This window comes from Chelativorans multitrophicus (assembly GCF_011317445.1).
Taxonomy (GTDB): Bacteria; Pseudomonadota; Alphaproteobacteria; order Rhizobiales; family Rhizobiaceae; genus Chelativorans; species Chelativorans multitrophicus.
Genome location: NZ_JAAAPL010000001.1, coordinates 1318643 through 1335412, shown reverse-complemented (window position 1 = coordinate 1335412; position 16770 = coordinate 1318643). Strand labels below are relative to the sequence as shown.

Genomic DNA, 16770 nt, shown 5'->3' with positions numbered 1-16770 from the left:
AAATGCAGGCAACGCGTAAAAATTCGCTTGCATGAGGCGTAGAAATACGCATACTGGCAACTATGGAACAGGAACTTCGATCCCGACTTTTCGAGACCGCCGAACGTCTGTCCAGCCTTACGGGCATGTCGGAGCAAACGATTAGCCAGCGCGCAATCAAAGACAACACATTTTTCAAGCGCGTTCGCGAGAACGGGGCCGGGTTCACCGTGAAGACGTACGACCGGCTCATGGAATGGATGGAACGTGAGTTGGAGCGGGCGCATGTGGAGGCCGCATGACCAAGCGCATGAATTGGCGCAATGCGCGCCGACAGGTTGTCCCTCAGTGCTTGAGCGAAGGCGAGGTCCAATCTCAATCTGGTGCAAATGCGAACCTCTGGAACATTGCCACCATCAATGACAGTCTCGGCCAGGGACAGGTAGATAACGCTTCCGTTAACCACGCGCGCCTCTGTGAGCAGAGTGGGCATTTTGGCGTCGACGTGAACAGGTTCCTCGATGACCCAATCTATATCGCCTATGCGAAGCGTCTTCCCACTCCGAACCACAACCTCATCGCTCATCAGAAATCCCCCTTCGGTAAGAACTACGACCTGGCGAGCGTGAACGCGAAATTGGCGGGAGTCCAGTCATGACCAAGATCAACGATGGTGGGCCTGCTTTCGGTTGCGGTGTCATGCCTCATCCGACTGATGTCACAAAGTCAGTACCGGTGGCTGGGCTTACGGTTCGTGACTGGTTCGCGGGGCAGGCTCTTTCCGCTATTGCAAAGAACCGTGAGGCCCTCTCCTACGCGACCGTAGGAGTAGAGGCGGCTCAATGGATGGCGAAGCAGGCATATGATCTGGCCGACGCTCTCCTTGCCGAACGCTCCAAATCCCAGGGGCAAGAGCCATGAGCGCCTCCATTATCTCATTCACCAATCACCGCGTCCCTTCCTCCCGCGCGGTGACTCCAGCCGACGAGGGGTGTTTCTCCTCCCGCCTCTCGTCGGCCCCCCTTTCACCACTGGAGTGTGACGCGCTCACTCGCGTGGGTAGCAGCACGATCTATCAGCCTTCCTCATCCATGGTGACGCCAGTCCGCAGGAAGGTAGGCAGGTCTCCTCACGACCGACTGAACCACCGTGACAAAGACGGGCTGGCACTGTTTTCCTACTGGACCGCTCCTAAAGACCATTGGTGGCGCGCATGATCTGGCGTGAGAATTACGAAATCGTCTGGCACTCCGAGACCACCGACGACCTTGAGGTTCTGGTCCGCAAGGACATTGCCTCCGCGTTGGAAGGGCTCGATAGCCCAGAAAATCTTATTTTCCATACCGTTTTCTTGGACGAAAGCAGCTACGACAACTGCCCCGTCGTGATCGTATGGGGCCAAGAGGGCGATCAGCGGTTCCACGCCGAATACCATTCTGGATCAAGCCTCGTTCCCATAGCCGAGGTTTTCGAATGATTGTCATTGCAGCCTATCCAGGCGCGGCGGCCGAGCGTGGGGCTGGGCATTGCGGCGGTCCCAGCCCCACTCTTCGGCGCGAGTGCGAGGTTATCCGCGCCGCCTGTGAATTCTTTGGGAGCATAAGGGCGCTCCCAAGCCCTGTTTCTTTCGCGCGTGCGCTCATCCAGCTTCGCCAAAAGTCGTTGAGCGTCTGCGCTGAAGTCTTGCACCAGTTCTCTCCATTCGCCGCCACTTGCGGCTTAGTTGCTGTCCCTGACGGACACAGGGGTAGCAAGAAGGAAATGAAATGTCCGACAAGCGTCTTGAAGGATCTGACAAAATGAGTGTCGAAGTTGTCAGTCAGGCACGGGGGATGGCGGATTTTATCATCCGATCCGAACATCGCGGGCCGGGGGATACTGTTGAGGCTGCAATCCATAGGGCGGCACGCAACTACGGCGTACCGGCTCAATGGCTTCACCGTCTTCGCTACCGTCATCGCAGCTTGCGCGATCTCCCGGCATCAGCATTCCTTTCGCTCGTCAATGCCTGCCAGAGGGCATCTGAGACGGCAGAGAAAGCTTACCAATACGAAAAGGCATTAGCGGATGCGCGCAATTCGAAACTTGCTGGCCTGGCTTCTGCTTTGGCTGGAGAGGAAGCTGAGGGGTCTTTGAAATGACGGTCTATTGCATACGACGGCGTGGGGACGGGAATGGATTACTGAAGTTAGGCTATACAGGTAATCTTGAGGGGCGCGTGCGCCAATACCGGCAGCAGCACCCCGAAGGTATAGAGTTGGTTGTATCAGTCCCAGGAGACAGAGACCTTGAGGCGGTCCTTTTGGAGCACCTCAGTGGGTCAAATTCCGTTGGGGAATGGTTCGAGCCAACCATGGAAGTGCTCTCTATGGTCGAGACGCTTGAGCGGGTTGCCAAAAGGCGTCGAGGACATATCGGAGACATCAAAAGTTCCGATACGGCTCCGTCCGGCGACGCACCCCCTATTCCTAGTGAAGATCCAACGATGGAAGCGATTTGGAATGCCGCTCCCGATCTATCGAAAATTCCAGACGATATAGCTCTCGACATACAATCTCTTGATTGGGAGAGCCGTCATCGGATGGCAATCGAGCTTAGGGAGTGGGCTGCTTCGGCGGCTGAATGGGTAATGCCTGAGTTGAAGATGGGTCGCCTCGAATGATCCTTCTCCGTGATCGGGCGGGGGATTGGGCCGAATGGATCTGTCCTGAGCTAAAGGACGACTAGCGCCACTCACCCCTCACCACACCCGGAATCTGTTCAAATGAGAGAACAAATGCCGACCTTAAGACGAACAAAGCCGAATTGGGGCTTCATCGCCACGCTGGTTCTCTGTCTTGGCGTGTGGGCCTTTGCGTTCTGGTGCGGGCTTGCGAGGGGGTTCTAATGGTCAAGGATATTCGCTTCCTCAGCCGCCGCGACAAACGCCTGTCTCGCTTGTTCGGGTTCGCATTTCCCCTGAAGGCATCGCAGGAGAACTTTACGCGCCTTCAAGTTAGCGGGGCCTTTCGGTGCGTGTGCGGGCCATTCCTGCAACATAATCCTTGCGGCCAAGGCAGCATCTCCGACAACCCAACGCTTATTCCCGGCCTTACCGGCGAACACACATACAGGCGGGGACCAAGAGCCAATCGGCATAACGCGATTCAATGCGTGGCGGGCGGGGAGGTTGCATGAGCCTCAATCGATACGCCAAGAAGCGAGACGCTGCCGAACCAGAGGTCGTTTCCACCCTCCTCAGGCGCGGCTTTAGTGTCGAACGCGTCGACAAGCCCGTGGATCTCCTCGTTGGCTTCCGTGGCCGTATGTGGCCCGTCGAGGTGAAAAGTGGCCACAGTGGCTACGCCAAACGCCTCAACGAAAACCAGCAGAAGTTTGCGGACAAGTGGCGCGGTCCTGCCGTGGTCATCCTCCGAAGCGCTCAGGACGCGATGGATTGGGCTGTTTCTGTAGCCAGTGGAGAGGCCGCATGAAGTTCTCCATGGCTGAACTCTACGAGATTTACCAGGGCGTATGTGCCTCACTGGCGGATTTCATTGACCTTCACCGGTTGAAGAAAGACCGGCCCGATAGTTGGTTTTCACAACAGGAACGGCTGCTCGCCGCGCACAGACAGACGCGGGATGCCTACGAGCGCGCCGCAAAGAGGAATGCTGCAGCATGAGGAGCTTGCCCAAGGAAATGACACTTCGCGAAATCCTCTCATGGGCCAGCAGGTCGCCCATAGTGCAACAAGGGATGATTGACGAGAATGGTGAACCGTATTGGCTCCCCGCGCGCTCACTATCGTATTGGCCGGGGCCAATTACCCGTGTTCGTCATCGTCTCCGCTGCGCATGGCTCGTATTCGCTGGCCGTGCTGACGTTCTGCACTGGAGGTAGCAGCATGACACAAGCAAACGAAACGAGGGCTGTTCTACGGCAAATTTCGAAACGGCTGCGCGCCAAGGGGTTGGAATTAGCCCTCAACGAGAGCAGCACTTTCGGTGACAAGGTTGTCGGAGCGGCGCTTATCCATGCTGCGGAGGAGATCGGTGCCGCCCTCAAAGAGGAGGTGTCGGGATGAACTTCGAACGTTTCTGGAGTCTCTATCCTCGCAAGGTCGCCAAGCGCACGGCCCAAAAGGCATGGGACAAGGAATTGCGGGCAGGGACCGACCCGGCAGAAATCATCGCCGGACTAGAGCGTCAACTGCCGACCTTGGTTCGTAGGGAGCCTCAATTCATCCCCCACGCTAGCACGTGGCTACATCAGGGCCGTTGGGAAGACGAGATAGAAGCGCCGCGCCCGAGCAATACAATCTCAGCAGCCCAATCCATCATAGCCAGACTGGAGCGCGACCATGAACGCGAAGGACAAGATCCGCGCGGCCAAGGCCATATCGATCATGCTCAATTCATTTCCTCTACAGCACGGCACTGATGCTGAGGTTCAGTTGGCAAGCTTCCTGGAGTGCATCGACCAATTCTCGCCTGAGGCTGTGGAGGAAACCTGCCTTCGATATCGGCGCGGCGAAATTGTCGGGCACGATGCCCGGTTCGCGCCTTCAACGGCGCAATTCACTCAATCCGTGAAAGAGCGGCAAAGCCATCTCGATTGGCTCAATGCGTCGCGTATCGCGCCGGAGCGGCAAATCCCCAAGCCATACTCGCCGCGCGTCAGCAAAGAGAAGATGCAGGCATTCACCGACGCACTGCATGGGAGGCGTTCATGGGAAAGCCTGTCGGAAGAATTTGGCATCCCTGTGAGGGATGTCGACTGAATGAATGGACCCCTGAGTTGTGGGAAATCGCAACAGCAGATTGGGGGAACTGGGAAACGCAAGAGGTAAGAAATGCCGTCAGCAAAACTAAACCCGATGGCGAGACACGCAATAGCCCGAGCCTATTTCGCGGGAGCGAGACCAAGCGAGATTGCGCAGGATTGGGGCGTGAGCTTGGAATACGTTCTCGCACAAGCCCGTTGGTTGGAAAAGCGCAGGCTGGAGCGACAGGCGAAGATTGCGGCCAAAAGGCTGCGTGAGTTCCAGCACACAGCGCAGATCATACATGTGAGCTTTGGAAGGTCGAAGCCTGAGATCGTGCCTCTCAAGTCAGCGGTAGGACGGGAAATGGGCATCAAGGCTTATCAGGAGAAGGGGAAAGTCACTGTCCCGTATGTGAGCATTATTCACGGCAAGTAGCATCATCAACCAAGCGGCGGGGAAAGATGACTTGGTATGCAATCAGGACTGTGCCGGGAGCACAGAAACCGCAGAGAGAATATGCAGTTGAGCCCACATCTCTCGGCAAAGATGGACGGCCACGGGGTAAAGGTTACCGCATCGTTCCGAGCCTCAATCCGAATATGTCAGCAGTCGAGCGAGCGTTGAGTGAGGCGGGCTATGTACATTACATGCCAGCGGAACGGCGTCTCGTTCGGGATCGCAAGCACACCGATCTCTGGAAAGCGCGCCGCTTTGCCATGCTGGTAGGGTACGTTTTCGTCAAAGGGCCGGTGGACTTCAGAGCGCTGGAGCCTGTTCCCGGCGTTCACAGTATAGTGGGCATTTGCGGAAGGCCCATGGAAATAGACTTGCTCGACATTCTCACGCTTCGTTCGATGGAAGCGATAGCGGAAGAAAAGTTTGACAGGGATGCTCGGGTAGCGCGTAAGACGATCCGCATCAAATCCAAGAAAGACGCTCGCTTGAAGAAGATTGTGGAAAAGCTGGAGCGTGCCGATGATTTGGTGGTATCTCTGGATGTGGTTGCCGCTTGACAGAGTCGTTACTTTCCCGTAATGATTGGAATGGTGATTTGCGCGACGGGGATTCGTCCCGGCGCACAGCGGGGAACTTCACCACTCCGCGCATGGCAAAATATTGCCTGAATTTTCAGATCGGGCGCTCCCAGCGAGGCGCGCTTAATCGCTGAGGGAGAGGCCGGATGCCATTCCTGCCACTAACTGGACCTCCCGCGTGAGTTAGCCCGACCATTCCCCTGCCAGGGGTCGCCAGAGGCCGTATCGGATACAAGCCCGGTGCGGCCTCAATCAATTCACAGCTTGCGAGGTTGCTTACCGAAAAGGCCCCTGGGCCGCGCGAATGCGCTAGGTAAGACGGTTGCGGATTTCGCCCCTCGCACACAGGTAGGATTGGGTGAGTCTCGGCTCTTAAATGGCTCTGCCAGCCTGTCCTACCCCATCACAGCTTGCCCGCCTCCCACGCAACAGCACAGAAGATATTATCTCTCAGGCGTCTGGCGAGTGCGGGCAGACCTATTCGGAGCATCTCATGTCCCGCTCCAGACGCAAGACGCCGATCAGCGGCATAACCAAGGCAGAAAGCGACAAGTGGTTCAAGCGCAGCGAGCATCGGCGTGAGCGTCGTGCTGTCTCTACTGCTCTTATATCGGGTGAGGATCTTCCCAGCCCGAAACAATACGGCAATCCGTGGCGCGCGATGAAGGACGGCAAGAGCTGGTTTGACCCGATCTGCTTCCCGCAACTGATGCGCAAGTAGGAGGTGTTCAATGCCCCGCGAATATTTCATCAAGCGCCGCTCGGCAGACATCGACGGGGAACCGGACGGCGAACACTACCTCGCCAAGACGGTCTACGAGGAATACGAGCTGATTGACACGGGCGTCGTTGATCAGAACGGCGACAAGATCATGGCTCGCCGGAAGATGCAGCCGATTGGGTTCGTTCGGTTCCCAAGCAAGTAGCTGAGGGAGTTAACGGTCAACTCTCTTGAGAGTTTCGCCTTTAAAGGAGCTTCCTTTCTTTTCGTGTGCGTTAGGGCCGATGGAATTAAACCAAACACACCACCACTCGTCTCCGTTCTGGCGACTCTCGACGGTCATATTTGGACCGCCAGAATTAAGCTCTACGACATCACCCACTTTGAATTCCATTTCTCACCTCCATTGATTGAAGCCCGACTAAAGCAAACAACCATCCGATTCGGCAAGCTTCCCTGAATTAAATCAAAGGAAATCAAACATGGCTCGTGGCGGTAAGCGCGAGGGCGCTGGCCGACCGGCTGGTGCTGTAACCAAGCGCACGAGAGAGATAGCGGACAAAGCGGCCACTGATGGCATTACGCCGCTGGAGTTTATGCTTCAGGTGCTTCGCAATGACGGGGCAGACATCAAGGACCGCATGTGGGCTGCTGAGAAGGCAGCGCCGTATGTCCATGCCAAGCTTTCGAGCATTGAGCATCGCGGCGATCTGAACGTCACCACACGCACGAAGGAAGAGAGAGACGCAATTGTCGAAGCCGCTCTACGCGCCGACACTTGAAGACCTCGCCTTTTCCCGGCTCATTGCATATGCGGCATATCAATGGCCTGGCTATCGGGACGCGGCGCACCATAGGCTTATCGCGCGCCATCTGGAGGCTGTAGAGCGGGGCGAGATCAAGCGCCTTATGATCACGATGCCGCCGCGCCATGGCAAATCCATGCTGGCGTCGGAGTTCTTCCCGGCTTGGTATCTTGGTCGCAACCCTGATCATTACGTTGTCACGGCCACCTATGCACAGGAACTGGCCGACGATTTCGGGCGCAAGGTCAAGAACCAGATCGAGGACGATTATTTTCGGGCTGTGTTTCCCGGCGTCGGGCTGGCTGACGATAGCAAAAGCGCCAAGCGGTTTCACATAGATGGGCAGTTCGGCGGCTACGAGCACGGCACTACGCAACGCGGTGCGTTCTACGCTGTCGGCGTGGGTGGACCACTCACCGGTCGTGGGGCTCATCTGCTGCTCATTGATGATCCGGTTAAAAACCGGGAAGACGCGGAATCCGAGGTAATCCGCAAGAAGACCAAGGACTGGTACACGTCGACCGCCTACACGCGCCTAATGCCGGGTGGCCGCATCGTCATCATCCAGACGCGGTGGCACGAGGACGATCTGGCTGGCTGGCTCCTTTCGGAGCATGGTCACGAAAACTGGACAGTTCTAGATCTTCCGGCCATCAGCGATGATGGAGAGGCCCTATGGCCCGAACAATACGACATCGAGGCATTGGAGCGCATAAAGCGCGCCCTTCCGCCGCGTGACTGGTCGGCGCTCTATCAGCAGCGGCCAAGCCCCGAGACGGGCGACTATTTCAAGCGCGAATGGGTTCACACCGTCGATAAGCTGCCGCCACGCGATCAGATGCTGATCTATGGCGGTTCTGACTATGCCGTCACAGCAGATGGCGGCGACTTCACCGTGCACGTGGTGATTGGGCTCGATCCAGAAGGCCGCATGTATTTGCTCGACCTGTGGCGCGGGCAAGCCTCGTCGGATGTATGGGTAGAGGCGTTCTGCGATCTGGTCCTGAAATGGAAGCCCGTTGGCTGGGCGGAAGAGACAGGCCAGATCAAAAGCGGCGTTGGGCCATTCCTCGTTAAACGTATGCTGGAGCGAGCTGCATATGTCGCTCGCGAGAGTTTCGCCACGCGGGGCGACAAGGCAATCAGGGCGCAATCAATTCGTGGCCGCATGGCGATGAACGGGTTGTACGTCCACAAGGACGCGCCGTTTCTGTCCGACCTGATTTCGGAGCTTATGAGTTTTCCGGTTGGCGTCCATGACGATCAGGCCGACGCGCTCGGGCTCGTGGGGCAATTGATCGATCGCATGAGTAACGGCAGCAAGCCCAAGGCAGAGAAGCCCAAGCCTGTCTATGCATTCGATGACGGTAAGGTGCTTGCGCCACCGCTACCGGGGCAGAGGAGACGATAATGGAACTTCTGAACTTTGTCTTCTCGTCCTTCTGGACATTTTGCGGCAGCGTGATCCTGCTTTGGATTGTCGTGATGCCTTTTCTTGCCATCGCAGTGGCAATCGGAGCCCGTAAATAGCGATGGCTGACGCTCTCGAAACAGAATACGCCGATACGCTTGAGGTCGAGAACGACCCTAAGTCGTCCGCGCGTGTTCTGGCGGCGATCAAGAAGGCAGAGCGCGCCCTTAACGACTGGCAGGCACTTTGCGACCGCATTGACGACATCTATTCGCGGCGTGAGCTTTATAGCGAAGACTGGATAGACCCGGACTATGATTTGTTCTGGGCGTCCATGGAGATTATGAAGCCCGCAGTCTATGCGCGGCCTCCTGTTCCTGTCGTCTCGCCACAGTTTAAGGACCGGCGCAAGCTTCAGAACGTCACGGCTGAGCTTCTGGAGCGGTCTGTCATATCGGGCTTTGACCGCACGTGCATTGACGAGGCGATGTGCTGCACCCGGGATGACCTGATTTTCTACAATCGCGGTCAGCTATGGCTCACCTATGAGACCGACGAGAAGGGCGGCGGTCAGCGCGTTGTTGTCGATCACGTAGACCGCAAGGACTTCCTACATCCTCCGGCGCGCAAATGGTCTGAGGTGCCTTGGGTCGCGAAACGAGCCTGGATGACCAAATCGGAGATGCGCAAGCGTTTCCGTAAGACATCCGGCGATGCCTATATGGATGCGAAACTGGCAACACCCAGCCCTCAGCAGCGTGACGATGACGGCGGGGCAGACCACAGCAAGAAGGCTGGTGTCTGGGAGGTCTGGCACAAGCGCGATAACCGCGTCTATTGGGTGGCGGAAGGCGTTTCCGTCATGTTGGACGAGGGCGAGCCGCACCTGAAGCTTCGCGGCTTCTTTCCTTGCCCCAGGCCAGCCTATGGCACACTGCGGCCTCGCACACTTGTTCCAGTACCGGATTATCTTCGGTATGCAGGTCACTTCAAGAAAATCGACAGTCTGACGCGGCGCATCTACGCATTGCTTGATATGGTCCGCATGAAGGGCCTTATCCCGGCAGGTGGTGACGTTGGAGACACGGTAGAGGAGCTGCTGCGCAATGATAGCGACACAGCCATGCTGGTCCCTGTCCCTCAGGCTGCATTAACCTCGGGCACTGGGGATTTCGTCCAGTGGATGCCCCTTGCTGAACTGGCTCAGGCCATTCAGGGGCTTATTGAGGCCAGAAGGGAGCTTTTCTCCGATTACGACCGTCTTTCCGGCATTTCCGACATCATGCGCGGCGAGACCGAAGCGGATGAGACGCTTGGTGCCCAGCAGCTCAAAAGCCAGTATGGGAGCGTACGTGTTCGCGAGAAGATTGACGAGCTTCAGCGCATTGCCCGCGATGTGACGCAGATCGCCGCTGAGATCATGGCGGACAACTTCAGCCGGGATACCCTGCTCGAAATGAGCCAGATGGAGATTCCGACAAAGGATGATATCGAGAAGCGCGTTCAGGAAATCGAGAACGCTGCCGAAGAAGAAATGAACAAGCTGGGTGAACAGGCCAGACAGGCCATGCAGCAAGCCCAGCAGTCCGGTCAGCAGCCCGACCCCAATCAGACCAAGCAGCAGCTTCAGCAGGCTCAGCAGCAAATCGTCGGGAAGTATGGCCCGATGCTGAAGGAAGCCAGTGAACAGGTGCCTATCGAAGACGTGATGGATCTGCTTCGCAATGACAAGGCGCGCGGCTTCGCCTTCGAGGTGGCGACGGACAGCACCATTCTTACCGACGAGCTTCAGGAGAAGCAGCAGCGCAATGAATTCCTGACAGTCTTTACCGGCGCGTCCCGGGGCCTGATTGCGTTGGCTGGCATGGGTGAGCCCGCCGCGAAATTGGCAGGTGAGGTGCTTAAGTTCGTGCTCCAGCCATATCGCGTTGGTCGTGAGCTTAACAGCGTCATTGATGAGTTCATCGATTCCGCTCCGCAGATGGCCCAAGCGGTTCAGGGCGGGGAGGGCGGCGAGGCTGAGAAGGCCATAGCAGAGGCCAACGCCAAGATTGCCGAAGCGGAGCTTGGAAAGGCGCAAGCGGCTATTAAGAAGGTCGATGCAGACACGCAGCTAAAGACTTTTGAGCTTCAGCAGAAGCAGCAAGCCGCTGCGGTTGAGGCCCAGCAGGATCGCGAGCGCTTCCAACTGGAGATTGCCGATACTCAGGGCAAACTCAAGGAGACGGCGGCCCGCATTGATAAGATTATGGCGGAAATACGGAAAATGGGCGTCGACGCTCAGAACCAGACGCGCAAGGAAGACCGCGAGGACTTCAAGGCCACGACTGAAGTGCAGATGCGCGCCACTGATCAAGCCATGCAGGCGGAGAACGCCGAGCGTGAAGCGGCCTTTCGCGCACAAGACGGTCAGAGAGCCGACAGGCAGCAGGATTTCACCGAGCGCAGCAGTGATCGGCAGATGAGCCTTGCTGAACGGCAAGCAGAACGTGAGGGAGCCGAATAATGGCTGTAGGTGGAATCCCGGTCGTCATTGTTCCAAACGGCTCTCCAGTCTCTCCCGGCGCTCTTGGTATTCCCGTCACCATTGTTGGCGGTAACGGTGCTGCAGCCGTTCAGGACGGCCAGACAGTCGCCATGGAGGATGGCAGCGGTAACAGCCTTGGTAATGGCACTATCCACATAGATGCTAACGGCAATGTCACCGTTGACTGGCCAGGTGGTGGTTCTGGCACACCTCTTGAAGACGGCGAACCCGTCAATCTCGATAGCCATGACGGCAATACCATTCTTGCATCGACCGTCGCGCGCGTGGCCGATGGAAACCTTGTCGGCGTGCTTCTCCCTCAAAATTACGCGGTCATTCAAGATGGCGTAGGCAATTTCGATATTGCGAACTACGGCTCCGGCCAGGGTGCGGTAGCGGTCATTGCTCGTGTGTCGAATAACGAACCTGGCGTGCAGCTTGCCAACTCCACCACGAAAATCGCCATCAATGCGGCTCCTGTTTCGATCACGGCAGGTGGCAAAACCGTAGGCGCAACAATCGCCGTGGATCAAGGCGAATGGCAAGCCTTTCCATTGACGGATGCGACAGACGCCATTGTCGAAACGTCCGATACCATCCCGGTTATCGATATGGGCGGCTCCAATGAGGATGCCGTAGTGGTGGTGGACAACCATGTTGTTCTGCACGCGCTTTTGGCCCCGAACCGCTGCATAGCGCACGACCAGCAGGCGCTCCAGATCCCGGTGACGGGGACATACACGGATACGGCCACGCTCACTGTGGCGAACGGCGTCATAACCGGAATTACACTCAGCTAGGAGAAATACCAATGTCAGACGTGCGCAGGCTTGTAGAGCTGGGCATGGTGCCCCCGCTCGCCAAGGAAGTAGCAACACAGATCGATGCGGCAGGTGGTGATCCCATTACGCCACCGGCCCCAATCGCTACGGCGGATGCGACCGATGCGGCGACCACGCAGGCGCTCGTCAATGAGTGCAAGGCCAAGATCAACGAGATTATCGCGGCCCTCTGATGGCGTTTGCATGGTTTGATGCCGGGGATGGCCGCAAGGTCTACCGGCGCATTCCAGAAGGGTCACCGAAGGCGCGTTCTGTCCTCCCATGCCCTATGCTCATCAAGGATTTTGATGAGCCCGTACAGAGCATGGCGGATGGCAAATGGTATTCGTCCAAGTCCGCTCTTGCTGCTTCGCATAGAGCGAGCGGCAACCCATACGGTCAGGACTTCATTGAACTTGGCAATGAGCAAATGCCGTTTGTCGAGCACAAGACCGATGAAAAAAAGCTTCGCGATGATATTCGCGCGGCAAAGGCTGACCTCGATGCTGGCTGGCGTCCAGAGGTCGTAGCACTGGAAGACTGACCAGCCTCCTTTCCTCAGACAAGGATATCATGATGGAAACCACCACGGTCGAGCAGCCGGGGACGGTGGCGCTTGAGCCGCCTTCCACGGTCCTTAATCCTGATACGGTCAAGAACCCAAGCGGGGGCGGTCAGCCCCCCTTGAGCGATCAGGCACCATCGGTCGAATCCGTTCTAGAAGGCGAGCTTGCACGCCTGAAGGAAGAGGATGTGAAGGCTGAGAAGCCTGAGGCCAAGCCCGAGAAAGAGCCTAAGGACGCACCGAAGGAAGCGGCAAAGGTCGAGGACGACAAGGCAAAGGCCGAAGACAAGACGGCCAAGCAACGGGATGAGACGGGCAAGTTTGCCAAAGCCGAGAAGCCTGCCGAGCAGGTAGAGGCCAAGGCAGAAAAGGGCGCGCCTGAGCAGGCCGCAGCCGAGCGGAGCGCGCCGGAGGAAACCCGCCAGTCTGAGGGGCGGAAGTACGCCGAGCCGCCCGCTCGGTTCCTGCCGGAGGCTCGCACCAAATGGGCAAACGTTCCCAACGAGGTAAAGGCGGAGTTTCACCGCGTTTCTGAGGAGTTTGAACGCGAGCTTCAGGAGCATAAGCAGTTTCGCGAAGAGCTGCGCGAATACGAGGATTTAGCTAAGCAGCACAATGTGACCGTCAAGGACACGATGGCTCGCTATGTCGCCGCTGATCGGCATCTAAACCAGAACTTCGGCCAAGGCGTGGCGCAACTCATGCAGATGTACGGCCACAACCCGGCACAGGGTCTTTCTGCCATCATGCAGGCCCTTGGGGTCACGCCGCAACAGTTTGCCGAGTATGTGACGAAGAACCCGCAGGTCGCGGCTGCGCCGCAGTCTCCTCGCCCGCAAGCACCACAGCAGCAAACGCTTCCGCCGCAAATGCAGGAGCTTCAGCGCGAAGTGCAGGAACTCAAATCGCAGCTTGTGACGCAGACGGTCTCGCCCATTATCGAGCGCTTTGCGTCCGAGCATCCAGACTATCGCACGCTGGAGCCGCAGATTGTTGCGGTCCTTAAGTCCGGCGTGATCGAAGAACTTTACGGCACCGGCTTGTCGCCGGAACGGAAGCTCGCAGAGGCGTACCGGATAGCTGGTGGGAATCTCTCACCTTCACGTTCCGTGCCAGAGCCCGTTCCCGCACACTCCGAGCCGAAACCCGTGCCTTCCAACGATGCTGGCATGAAATCCATCCGTGGCGCTCCCGACGATGGTGCAGACACCGTGGTCGAGGAGGCTGAAACCGACCTTCGCGAGACGCTTCGCAAGGAACTGCGCAAGCTCTCCGCATAATCCGAAAGGAACGAGCCCATGGCTATCGTAGAAGATCGCCATTATAGGCAGCTCCTGACTGCCGCCGTTGCCAAGAGGCAGCGCGAAATTCAGGACATCGTGTACAATGCGACCCCACTTACCCGCATCCTTCGGGATCAGGGCCGCATTCAGGTTAAGCGTGCTGGTGGCCCAGAGCTTCGCGTTCCCGTGGAATTCGAGAAGCTACAGGCTCAGTGGTTCACCGGGTACGACAAGATCGAGATCACTCCCAAGGAGCTGCTGAACTCGGCAGTCTTCAACTGGTCTCGCGTCGTCGGCATGTTCTCCCTTACGGGTACGGAACTGCTGTTCACGCGCGGCGAGGAAGAGGTGATCGACCTCATGTCGTTCTATGTCCGCGCTGCGGAAAAGAGCGTCAAGGAGGAATGGGAAACCTCGATTGTCGCTGACGGTACAGGCAACGGTGGACGGCAGATGATCGGCTTTGGCGGTGCCATTCCGATTGTACCGAATACCGGCGTCTATGGCGGTATCGACCGTGCGGAAGTTGCCAACTGGCGCACTAGCACGTTCAACGCTACCACTGACTTCACCGATATCGGCACGGCCTGGGATTCCACGACCGCACGCCCGATCATTGAGCGCATTGCCCTCAATCGTTCGCGCAACGGTCAGTACCCGGATCTGTGGATCTTCGACGCCTTGTCGTACCAAGCTGTCTCGGCTTCGTTCGTTGCGCATCAGCGCCTCGCAACGGAGCGTTCGGCTCGTCTCGGCTACAACGGCCTTGCCTACCACACCCCGGCTGGTCTGGTCGATCTGGTCGCAGCGGGCGGCGTCGGGAACGTCATGCCGGCGAATACTGCGTTCGGCATCGATACGTCCGCGCTTTCGATCTACGAGTTCCCCGGCCAGTCCTTCGTGCCCTTCCATCCGGGCGATGGGATGCGTCCCATCAACCAGGATGCGGTTGCGCAGGGCATTGTGTGGTCCGGTCAGCTCGTGCTCGAAAACCCGCTCTTCACTGTTCGCCTGATCACGGCGTAACCGAAGAAAGGAAAAGATCATGGCTTTCCGCACTACTCCCCAGCTTGGTCAGCAACTCGATGAAGTTGGCGCCAACTATTGGGACCTGCTGGCCGGCATCACCATGCCGTCCCCCAAGCCCGGCAACAAGGAGCTGGGCAGCGACGGGGGCGAGTACTTCTTTGTCACAGCCACCGCAGACATTGCGGCCACGGCGACGACGGGAACGCAGGTGACGCTCACCTATCCGGCCTATACGGTCGCAACCGGTTCTGGCGGTTTCTATACGCCTCCGGGCGTTGCCGTGAAGAGCGGTGATGCCCTGTGGGTTCGCCGCGGTGCCTATAACGCCGCTCCGGCGTAAATAGGCAACATCGGAACCAAGAGGGGCGGCTTACGGGCCGCCCTTTTCCTTTCAAACCTCAGACAAAGGAATTCACCATGGCTCTTTCAGTGCCAATCGATACGCGTGACATCACCATCACGCCCGTTTTCAAGTACATCACCGTCGAGGACGTGCCCGCTTCGGAGCGCGAAAAGCGCCCAGTCATGAAGACCATCGAAGCCGTTGAGGTGCGCTTTGCCGGTTCCAGGCTCTATTCCCCGGTCTTCCCCGTCGATGCTATGTGGAAGCGGGAAGGGCACACCATCATCACCTATGCCGAGCGCTGGGCTGACCAGTACCGCGATTTCCTCGCCGGTAATGATCAGAAGGCGCAGGGCACGCCGCTTGAGATGCTGAAGCCCTACGGCGTCACAGATGCTCAGCTTTCCCTCTGCCGTGCACTCAAAATATACTCCATCGAAGCCCTGCACCATCTGGAAGGCCAAAACCTGAAGAGCCTCCAGATGAACGCCAATCCCCTTAAGGACATGGCGCGCAAGTATATGTCGGATCGCGCCAAGGGCGACACCGCGAGCGCCGAGATTGCGGCCTTGCGGGCAGAGATCGACCGTCTGAAAACTGCGCAGGCGATTCCGGCGAGTGATCCGAAGCCAGACGAGATCGAGGCGGCTATTGAGGCCGCTGACGATGAATATAAGGGTCTCACCGAAGATGATCTGAAAACCAAGATTGCCGAGATTACCGGCTCGCGGCCCCGTGGCAATCCCTCCCGCACGACACTCGTGCAGTCCCTTCGTGAACTGGAAGGCGCGGCGTAAATGACGATCCTGACGGCGGCACAAGCAGCAATTGCGAAGCTGGTGGGCCGACGCCCTGCGGCGGTTGTCTCATCCACGGATGAAATCTGTGTCGAGATTACTGCTCTTGCTCAGGAGGCCGCCGTCGAGATTGCCAAGGCATGCGATTGGCAAGAGCTGACCGAATTTTATGAAATCACGGCAGACGGGGAGGCGAGCGCGTATCCCTTCCCGTCCGATTATGACCGCATGGTGCAGGCGTCGGAAATCTTCGATCCGAATAACTGGTGCTGGGGGTATCATCACGTCCCCAATTACAGCGAATGGATACTGTACGAAATCCGCAAGATAGCCATGCTGACGCCTGGCATCTGGACCATTCGCAAGAACCAATTCCACTTCATGCCCACGCCAGCGGCAGGGCAGAAAGCTATCTTTCCCTACATTTCCAAAAACATCTTCCTGTCCCAGAACGAGGCACCCAAGGACACGATCACTAGCGATAGCGATTCCTTTGTTCTGGATGAGCGCCTTCTGACCCTCTCTCTTATCTGGAAATACAAGGCCATGAAGGGCCTCGATTACCAGCAAGAGGTTGACGACTACAACATAGCGCTCTCGCAGGAGATGACGCGGAACAAGGGCGCTCGCACAATTCGCAAGGGGTGTCGCTTTCGCACCATCGGTGCCTATCCGGCATGGCCGTGGCCGCTTGGTGGAGTATAGCC

The 16770-nt window shown here is 57.6% G+C and carries 28 protein-coding genes and 1 pseudogene; 27 read left to right on the top strand and 2 right to left on the bottom strand.

Features of this window, described 5'->3' with window-relative positions; genetic code table 11:
• The first annotated feature begins 62 nt into the window (after window positions 1-62).
• The 7 genes and pseudogenes from GNP00_RS06550 to GNP00_RS23295 all read left to right on the top strand — a co-directional run bounded on the left by GNP00_RS06550 (window position 63) and on the right by GNP00_RS23295 (window position 2641).
• A complete protein-coding gene (locus GNP00_RS06550; RefSeq protein ID WP_041544386.1) occupies window positions 63-281 on the top strand; it encodes a hypothetical protein in 219 nt (72 codons plus the stop codon).
• Window positions 278-637, top strand: coding sequence for a hypothetical protein (locus tag GNP00_RS06545; protein ID WP_041544388.1), 360 nt, complete (start codon window positions 278-280; stop codon window positions 635-637). Before GNP00_RS06550 ends, GNP00_RS06545 begins: the two co-directional genes overlap by 4 nt.
• A complete protein-coding gene (locus GNP00_RS06540) occupies window positions 634-900 on the top strand; it encodes a hypothetical protein (protein WP_011579560.1) in 267 nt (88 codons plus the stop codon). The genes GNP00_RS06545 and GNP00_RS06540 overlap by 4 nt, the downstream gene beginning before the upstream one ends.
• A 292-nt stretch (window positions 901-1192) precedes the next feature.
• Complete coding sequence (locus GNP00_RS06535; RefSeq protein WP_157038001.1) at window positions 1193-1456, top strand: hypothetical protein; 264 nt, start codon at window positions 1193-1195, stop codon at window positions 1454-1456.
• Window positions 1457-1745: 289 nt separating this feature from the next.
• On the top strand, window positions 1746-2120 hold the full coding sequence (locus GNP00_RS06530; protein WP_011579562.1) for a hypothetical protein: 375 nt from the start codon (window positions 1746-1748) through the stop codon (window positions 2118-2120).
• Window positions 2117-2341, top strand: a pseudogene (locus GNP00_RS23830) (GIY-YIG nuclease family protein); the annotation flags it as partial. The gene GNP00_RS06530 and the pseudogene GNP00_RS23830, both read left to right, overlap by 4 nt.
• Window positions 2342-2347: 6 nt before the next feature.
• On the top strand, window positions 2348-2641 hold the full coding sequence (locus GNP00_RS23295; protein ID WP_246259192.1) for a hypothetical protein: 294 nt from the start codon (window positions 2348-2350) through the stop codon (window positions 2639-2641).
• Between the two features lie 221 nt (window positions 2642-2862).
• On the opposite strand, the gene GNP00_RS23825 is transcribed toward GNP00_RS23295, so the two are convergent.
• Window positions 2863-3117 carry a DUF982 domain-containing protein gene (locus GNP00_RS23825; RefSeq protein ID WP_083764404.1) on the bottom strand — a complete coding sequence of 85 codons (255 nt, stop codon included), beginning with the start codon at window positions 3115-3117 and terminating at the stop codon, window positions 2863-2865.
• 35 nt (window positions 3118-3152) lie between these two features.
• On the opposite strand from GNP00_RS23825, the gene GNP00_RS06515 reads away from it, so the two are divergent.
• From GNP00_RS06515 to GNP00_RS06475, 9 genes are all read left to right on the top strand, one after another.
• A complete protein-coding gene (locus tag GNP00_RS06515; protein ID WP_041544389.1) occupies window positions 3153-3452 on the top strand; it encodes a hypothetical protein in 300 nt (99 codons plus the stop codon).
• Window positions 3449-3643 (top strand): hypothetical protein, encoded by a 195-nt coding sequence (locus GNP00_RS06510; RefSeq protein WP_041544390.1) that lies wholly within the window; start codon window positions 3449-3451, stop codon window positions 3641-3643. The genes GNP00_RS06515 and GNP00_RS06510 overlap by 4 nt, the downstream gene beginning before the upstream one ends.
• 222 nt (window positions 3644-3865) lie before the next feature.
• The gene (locus tag GNP00_RS06505) at window positions 3866-4045 is read left to right on the top strand and encodes a hypothetical protein (RefSeq protein ID WP_041544391.1); all 180 of its coding nucleotides are present in this window, start codon (window positions 3866-3868) and stop codon (window positions 4043-4045) included.
• Window positions 4042-4401, top strand: a complete 360-nt coding sequence (locus tag GNP00_RS06500) for a hypothetical protein (protein WP_157038002.1) — start codon at window positions 4042-4044, stop codon at window positions 4399-4401. The genes GNP00_RS06505 and GNP00_RS06500 overlap by 4 nt, the downstream gene beginning before the upstream one ends.
• Window positions 4322-4741, top strand: a complete 420-nt coding sequence (locus tag GNP00_RS06495; protein WP_011579566.1) for a hypothetical protein — start codon at window positions 4322-4324, stop codon at window positions 4739-4741. The genes GNP00_RS06500 and GNP00_RS06495 overlap by 80 nt, the downstream gene beginning before the upstream one ends.
• A gap of 168 nt (window positions 4742-4909) precedes the next feature.
• Entirely contained in the window at window positions 4910-5161 is a 252-nt protein-coding gene (locus GNP00_RS06490) for a hypothetical protein (RefSeq protein ID WP_157038003.1), read from the top strand.
• 380 nt (window positions 5162-5541) lie between these two features.
• Window positions 5542-5739 (top strand): hypothetical protein, encoded by a 198-nt coding sequence (locus tag GNP00_RS23290; protein WP_246263706.1) that lies wholly within the window; start codon window positions 5542-5544, stop codon window positions 5737-5739.
• Between the two features lie 514 nt (window positions 5740-6253).
• Window positions 6254-6481 carry a hypothetical protein gene (locus GNP00_RS06480; protein WP_049764602.1) on the top strand — a complete coding sequence of 76 codons (228 nt, stop codon included), beginning with the start codon at window positions 6254-6256 and terminating at the stop codon, window positions 6479-6481.
• Between the two features lie 10 nt (window positions 6482-6491).
• Window positions 6492-6686, top strand: coding sequence for a hypothetical protein (locus tag GNP00_RS06475; protein ID WP_041544394.1), 195 nt, complete (start codon window positions 6492-6494; stop codon window positions 6684-6686).
• 9 nt (window positions 6687-6695) lie between these two features.
• On the opposite strand, the gene GNP00_RS23820 is transcribed toward GNP00_RS06475, so the two are convergent.
• Window positions 6696-6875 carry a YodC family protein gene (locus tag GNP00_RS23820; protein ID WP_041544395.1) on the bottom strand — a complete coding sequence of 60 codons (180 nt, stop codon included), beginning with the start codon at window positions 6873-6875 and terminating at the stop codon, window positions 6696-6698.
• An 88-nt stretch (window positions 6876-6963) separates the two neighbouring features.
• Here GNP00_RS23820 and GNP00_RS06465 point away from each other — a divergent pair, with 88 nt between their 5' ends.
• From GNP00_RS06465 to GNP00_RS06415, 11 genes are all read left to right on the top strand, one after another.
• The gene (locus GNP00_RS06465) at window positions 6964-7263 is read left to right on the top strand and encodes a hypothetical protein (protein WP_011579570.1); all 300 of its coding nucleotides are present in this window, start codon (window positions 6964-6966) and stop codon (window positions 7261-7263) included.
• Window positions 7232-8698 carry a phage terminase large subunit gene (gene terL, locus GNP00_RS06460; protein ID WP_011579571.1) on the top strand — a complete coding sequence of 489 codons (1467 nt, stop codon included), beginning with the start codon at window positions 7232-7234 and terminating at the stop codon, window positions 8696-8698. The genes GNP00_RS06465 and terL overlap by 32 nt, the downstream gene beginning before the upstream one ends.
• 121 nt (window positions 8699-8819) lie before the next feature.
• Window positions 8820-11204: a hypothetical protein gene (locus tag GNP00_RS06455; RefSeq protein ID WP_011579572.1), complete on the top strand. Its 2385-nt coding sequence runs from the start codon at window positions 8820-8822 to the stop codon at window positions 11202-11204.
• On the top strand, window positions 11204-12025 hold the full coding sequence (locus GNP00_RS06450) for a hypothetical protein (protein WP_011579573.1): 822 nt from the start codon (window positions 11204-11206) through the stop codon (window positions 12023-12025). The genes GNP00_RS06455 and GNP00_RS06450 overlap by 1 nt, the downstream gene beginning before the upstream one ends.
• An 11-nt stretch (window positions 12026-12036) precedes the next feature.
• On the top strand, window positions 12037-12240 hold the full coding sequence (locus tag GNP00_RS06445; protein ID WP_041544396.1) for a hypothetical protein: 204 nt from the start codon (window positions 12037-12039) through the stop codon (window positions 12238-12240).
• Window positions 12240-12590 (top strand): hypothetical protein, encoded by a 351-nt coding sequence (locus GNP00_RS06440; RefSeq protein ID WP_011579574.1) that lies wholly within the window; start codon window positions 12240-12242, stop codon window positions 12588-12590. Before GNP00_RS06445 ends, GNP00_RS06440 begins: the two co-directional genes overlap by 1 nt.
• 32 nt (window positions 12591-12622) lie before the next feature.
• The gene (locus tag GNP00_RS06435) at window positions 12623-13891 is read left to right on the top strand and encodes a hypothetical protein (protein WP_166015793.1); all 1269 of its coding nucleotides are present in this window, start codon (window positions 12623-12625) and stop codon (window positions 13889-13891) included.
• A gap of 18 nt (window positions 13892-13909) precedes the next feature.
• Window positions 13910-14920 carry a phage major capsid protein gene (locus tag GNP00_RS06430; protein ID WP_011579576.1) on the top strand — a complete coding sequence of 337 codons (1011 nt, stop codon included), beginning with the start codon at window positions 13910-13912 and terminating at the stop codon, window positions 14918-14920.
• A gap of 19 nt (window positions 14921-14939) precedes the next feature.
• Window positions 14940-15263, top strand: a complete 324-nt coding sequence (locus GNP00_RS06425) for a hypothetical protein (protein ID WP_011579577.1) — start codon at window positions 14940-14942, stop codon at window positions 15261-15263.
• 77 nt (window positions 15264-15340) lie between these two features.
• Window positions 15341-16063: a hypothetical protein gene (locus GNP00_RS06420; RefSeq protein WP_166015791.1), complete on the top strand. Its 723-nt coding sequence runs from the start codon at window positions 15341-15343 to the stop codon at window positions 16061-16063.
• Window positions 16064-16768, top strand: coding sequence for a phage adaptor protein (locus tag GNP00_RS06415; RefSeq protein ID WP_166015789.1), 705 nt, complete (start codon window positions 16064-16066; stop codon window positions 16766-16768).
• Window positions 16769-16770: the final 2 nt, after the last annotated feature.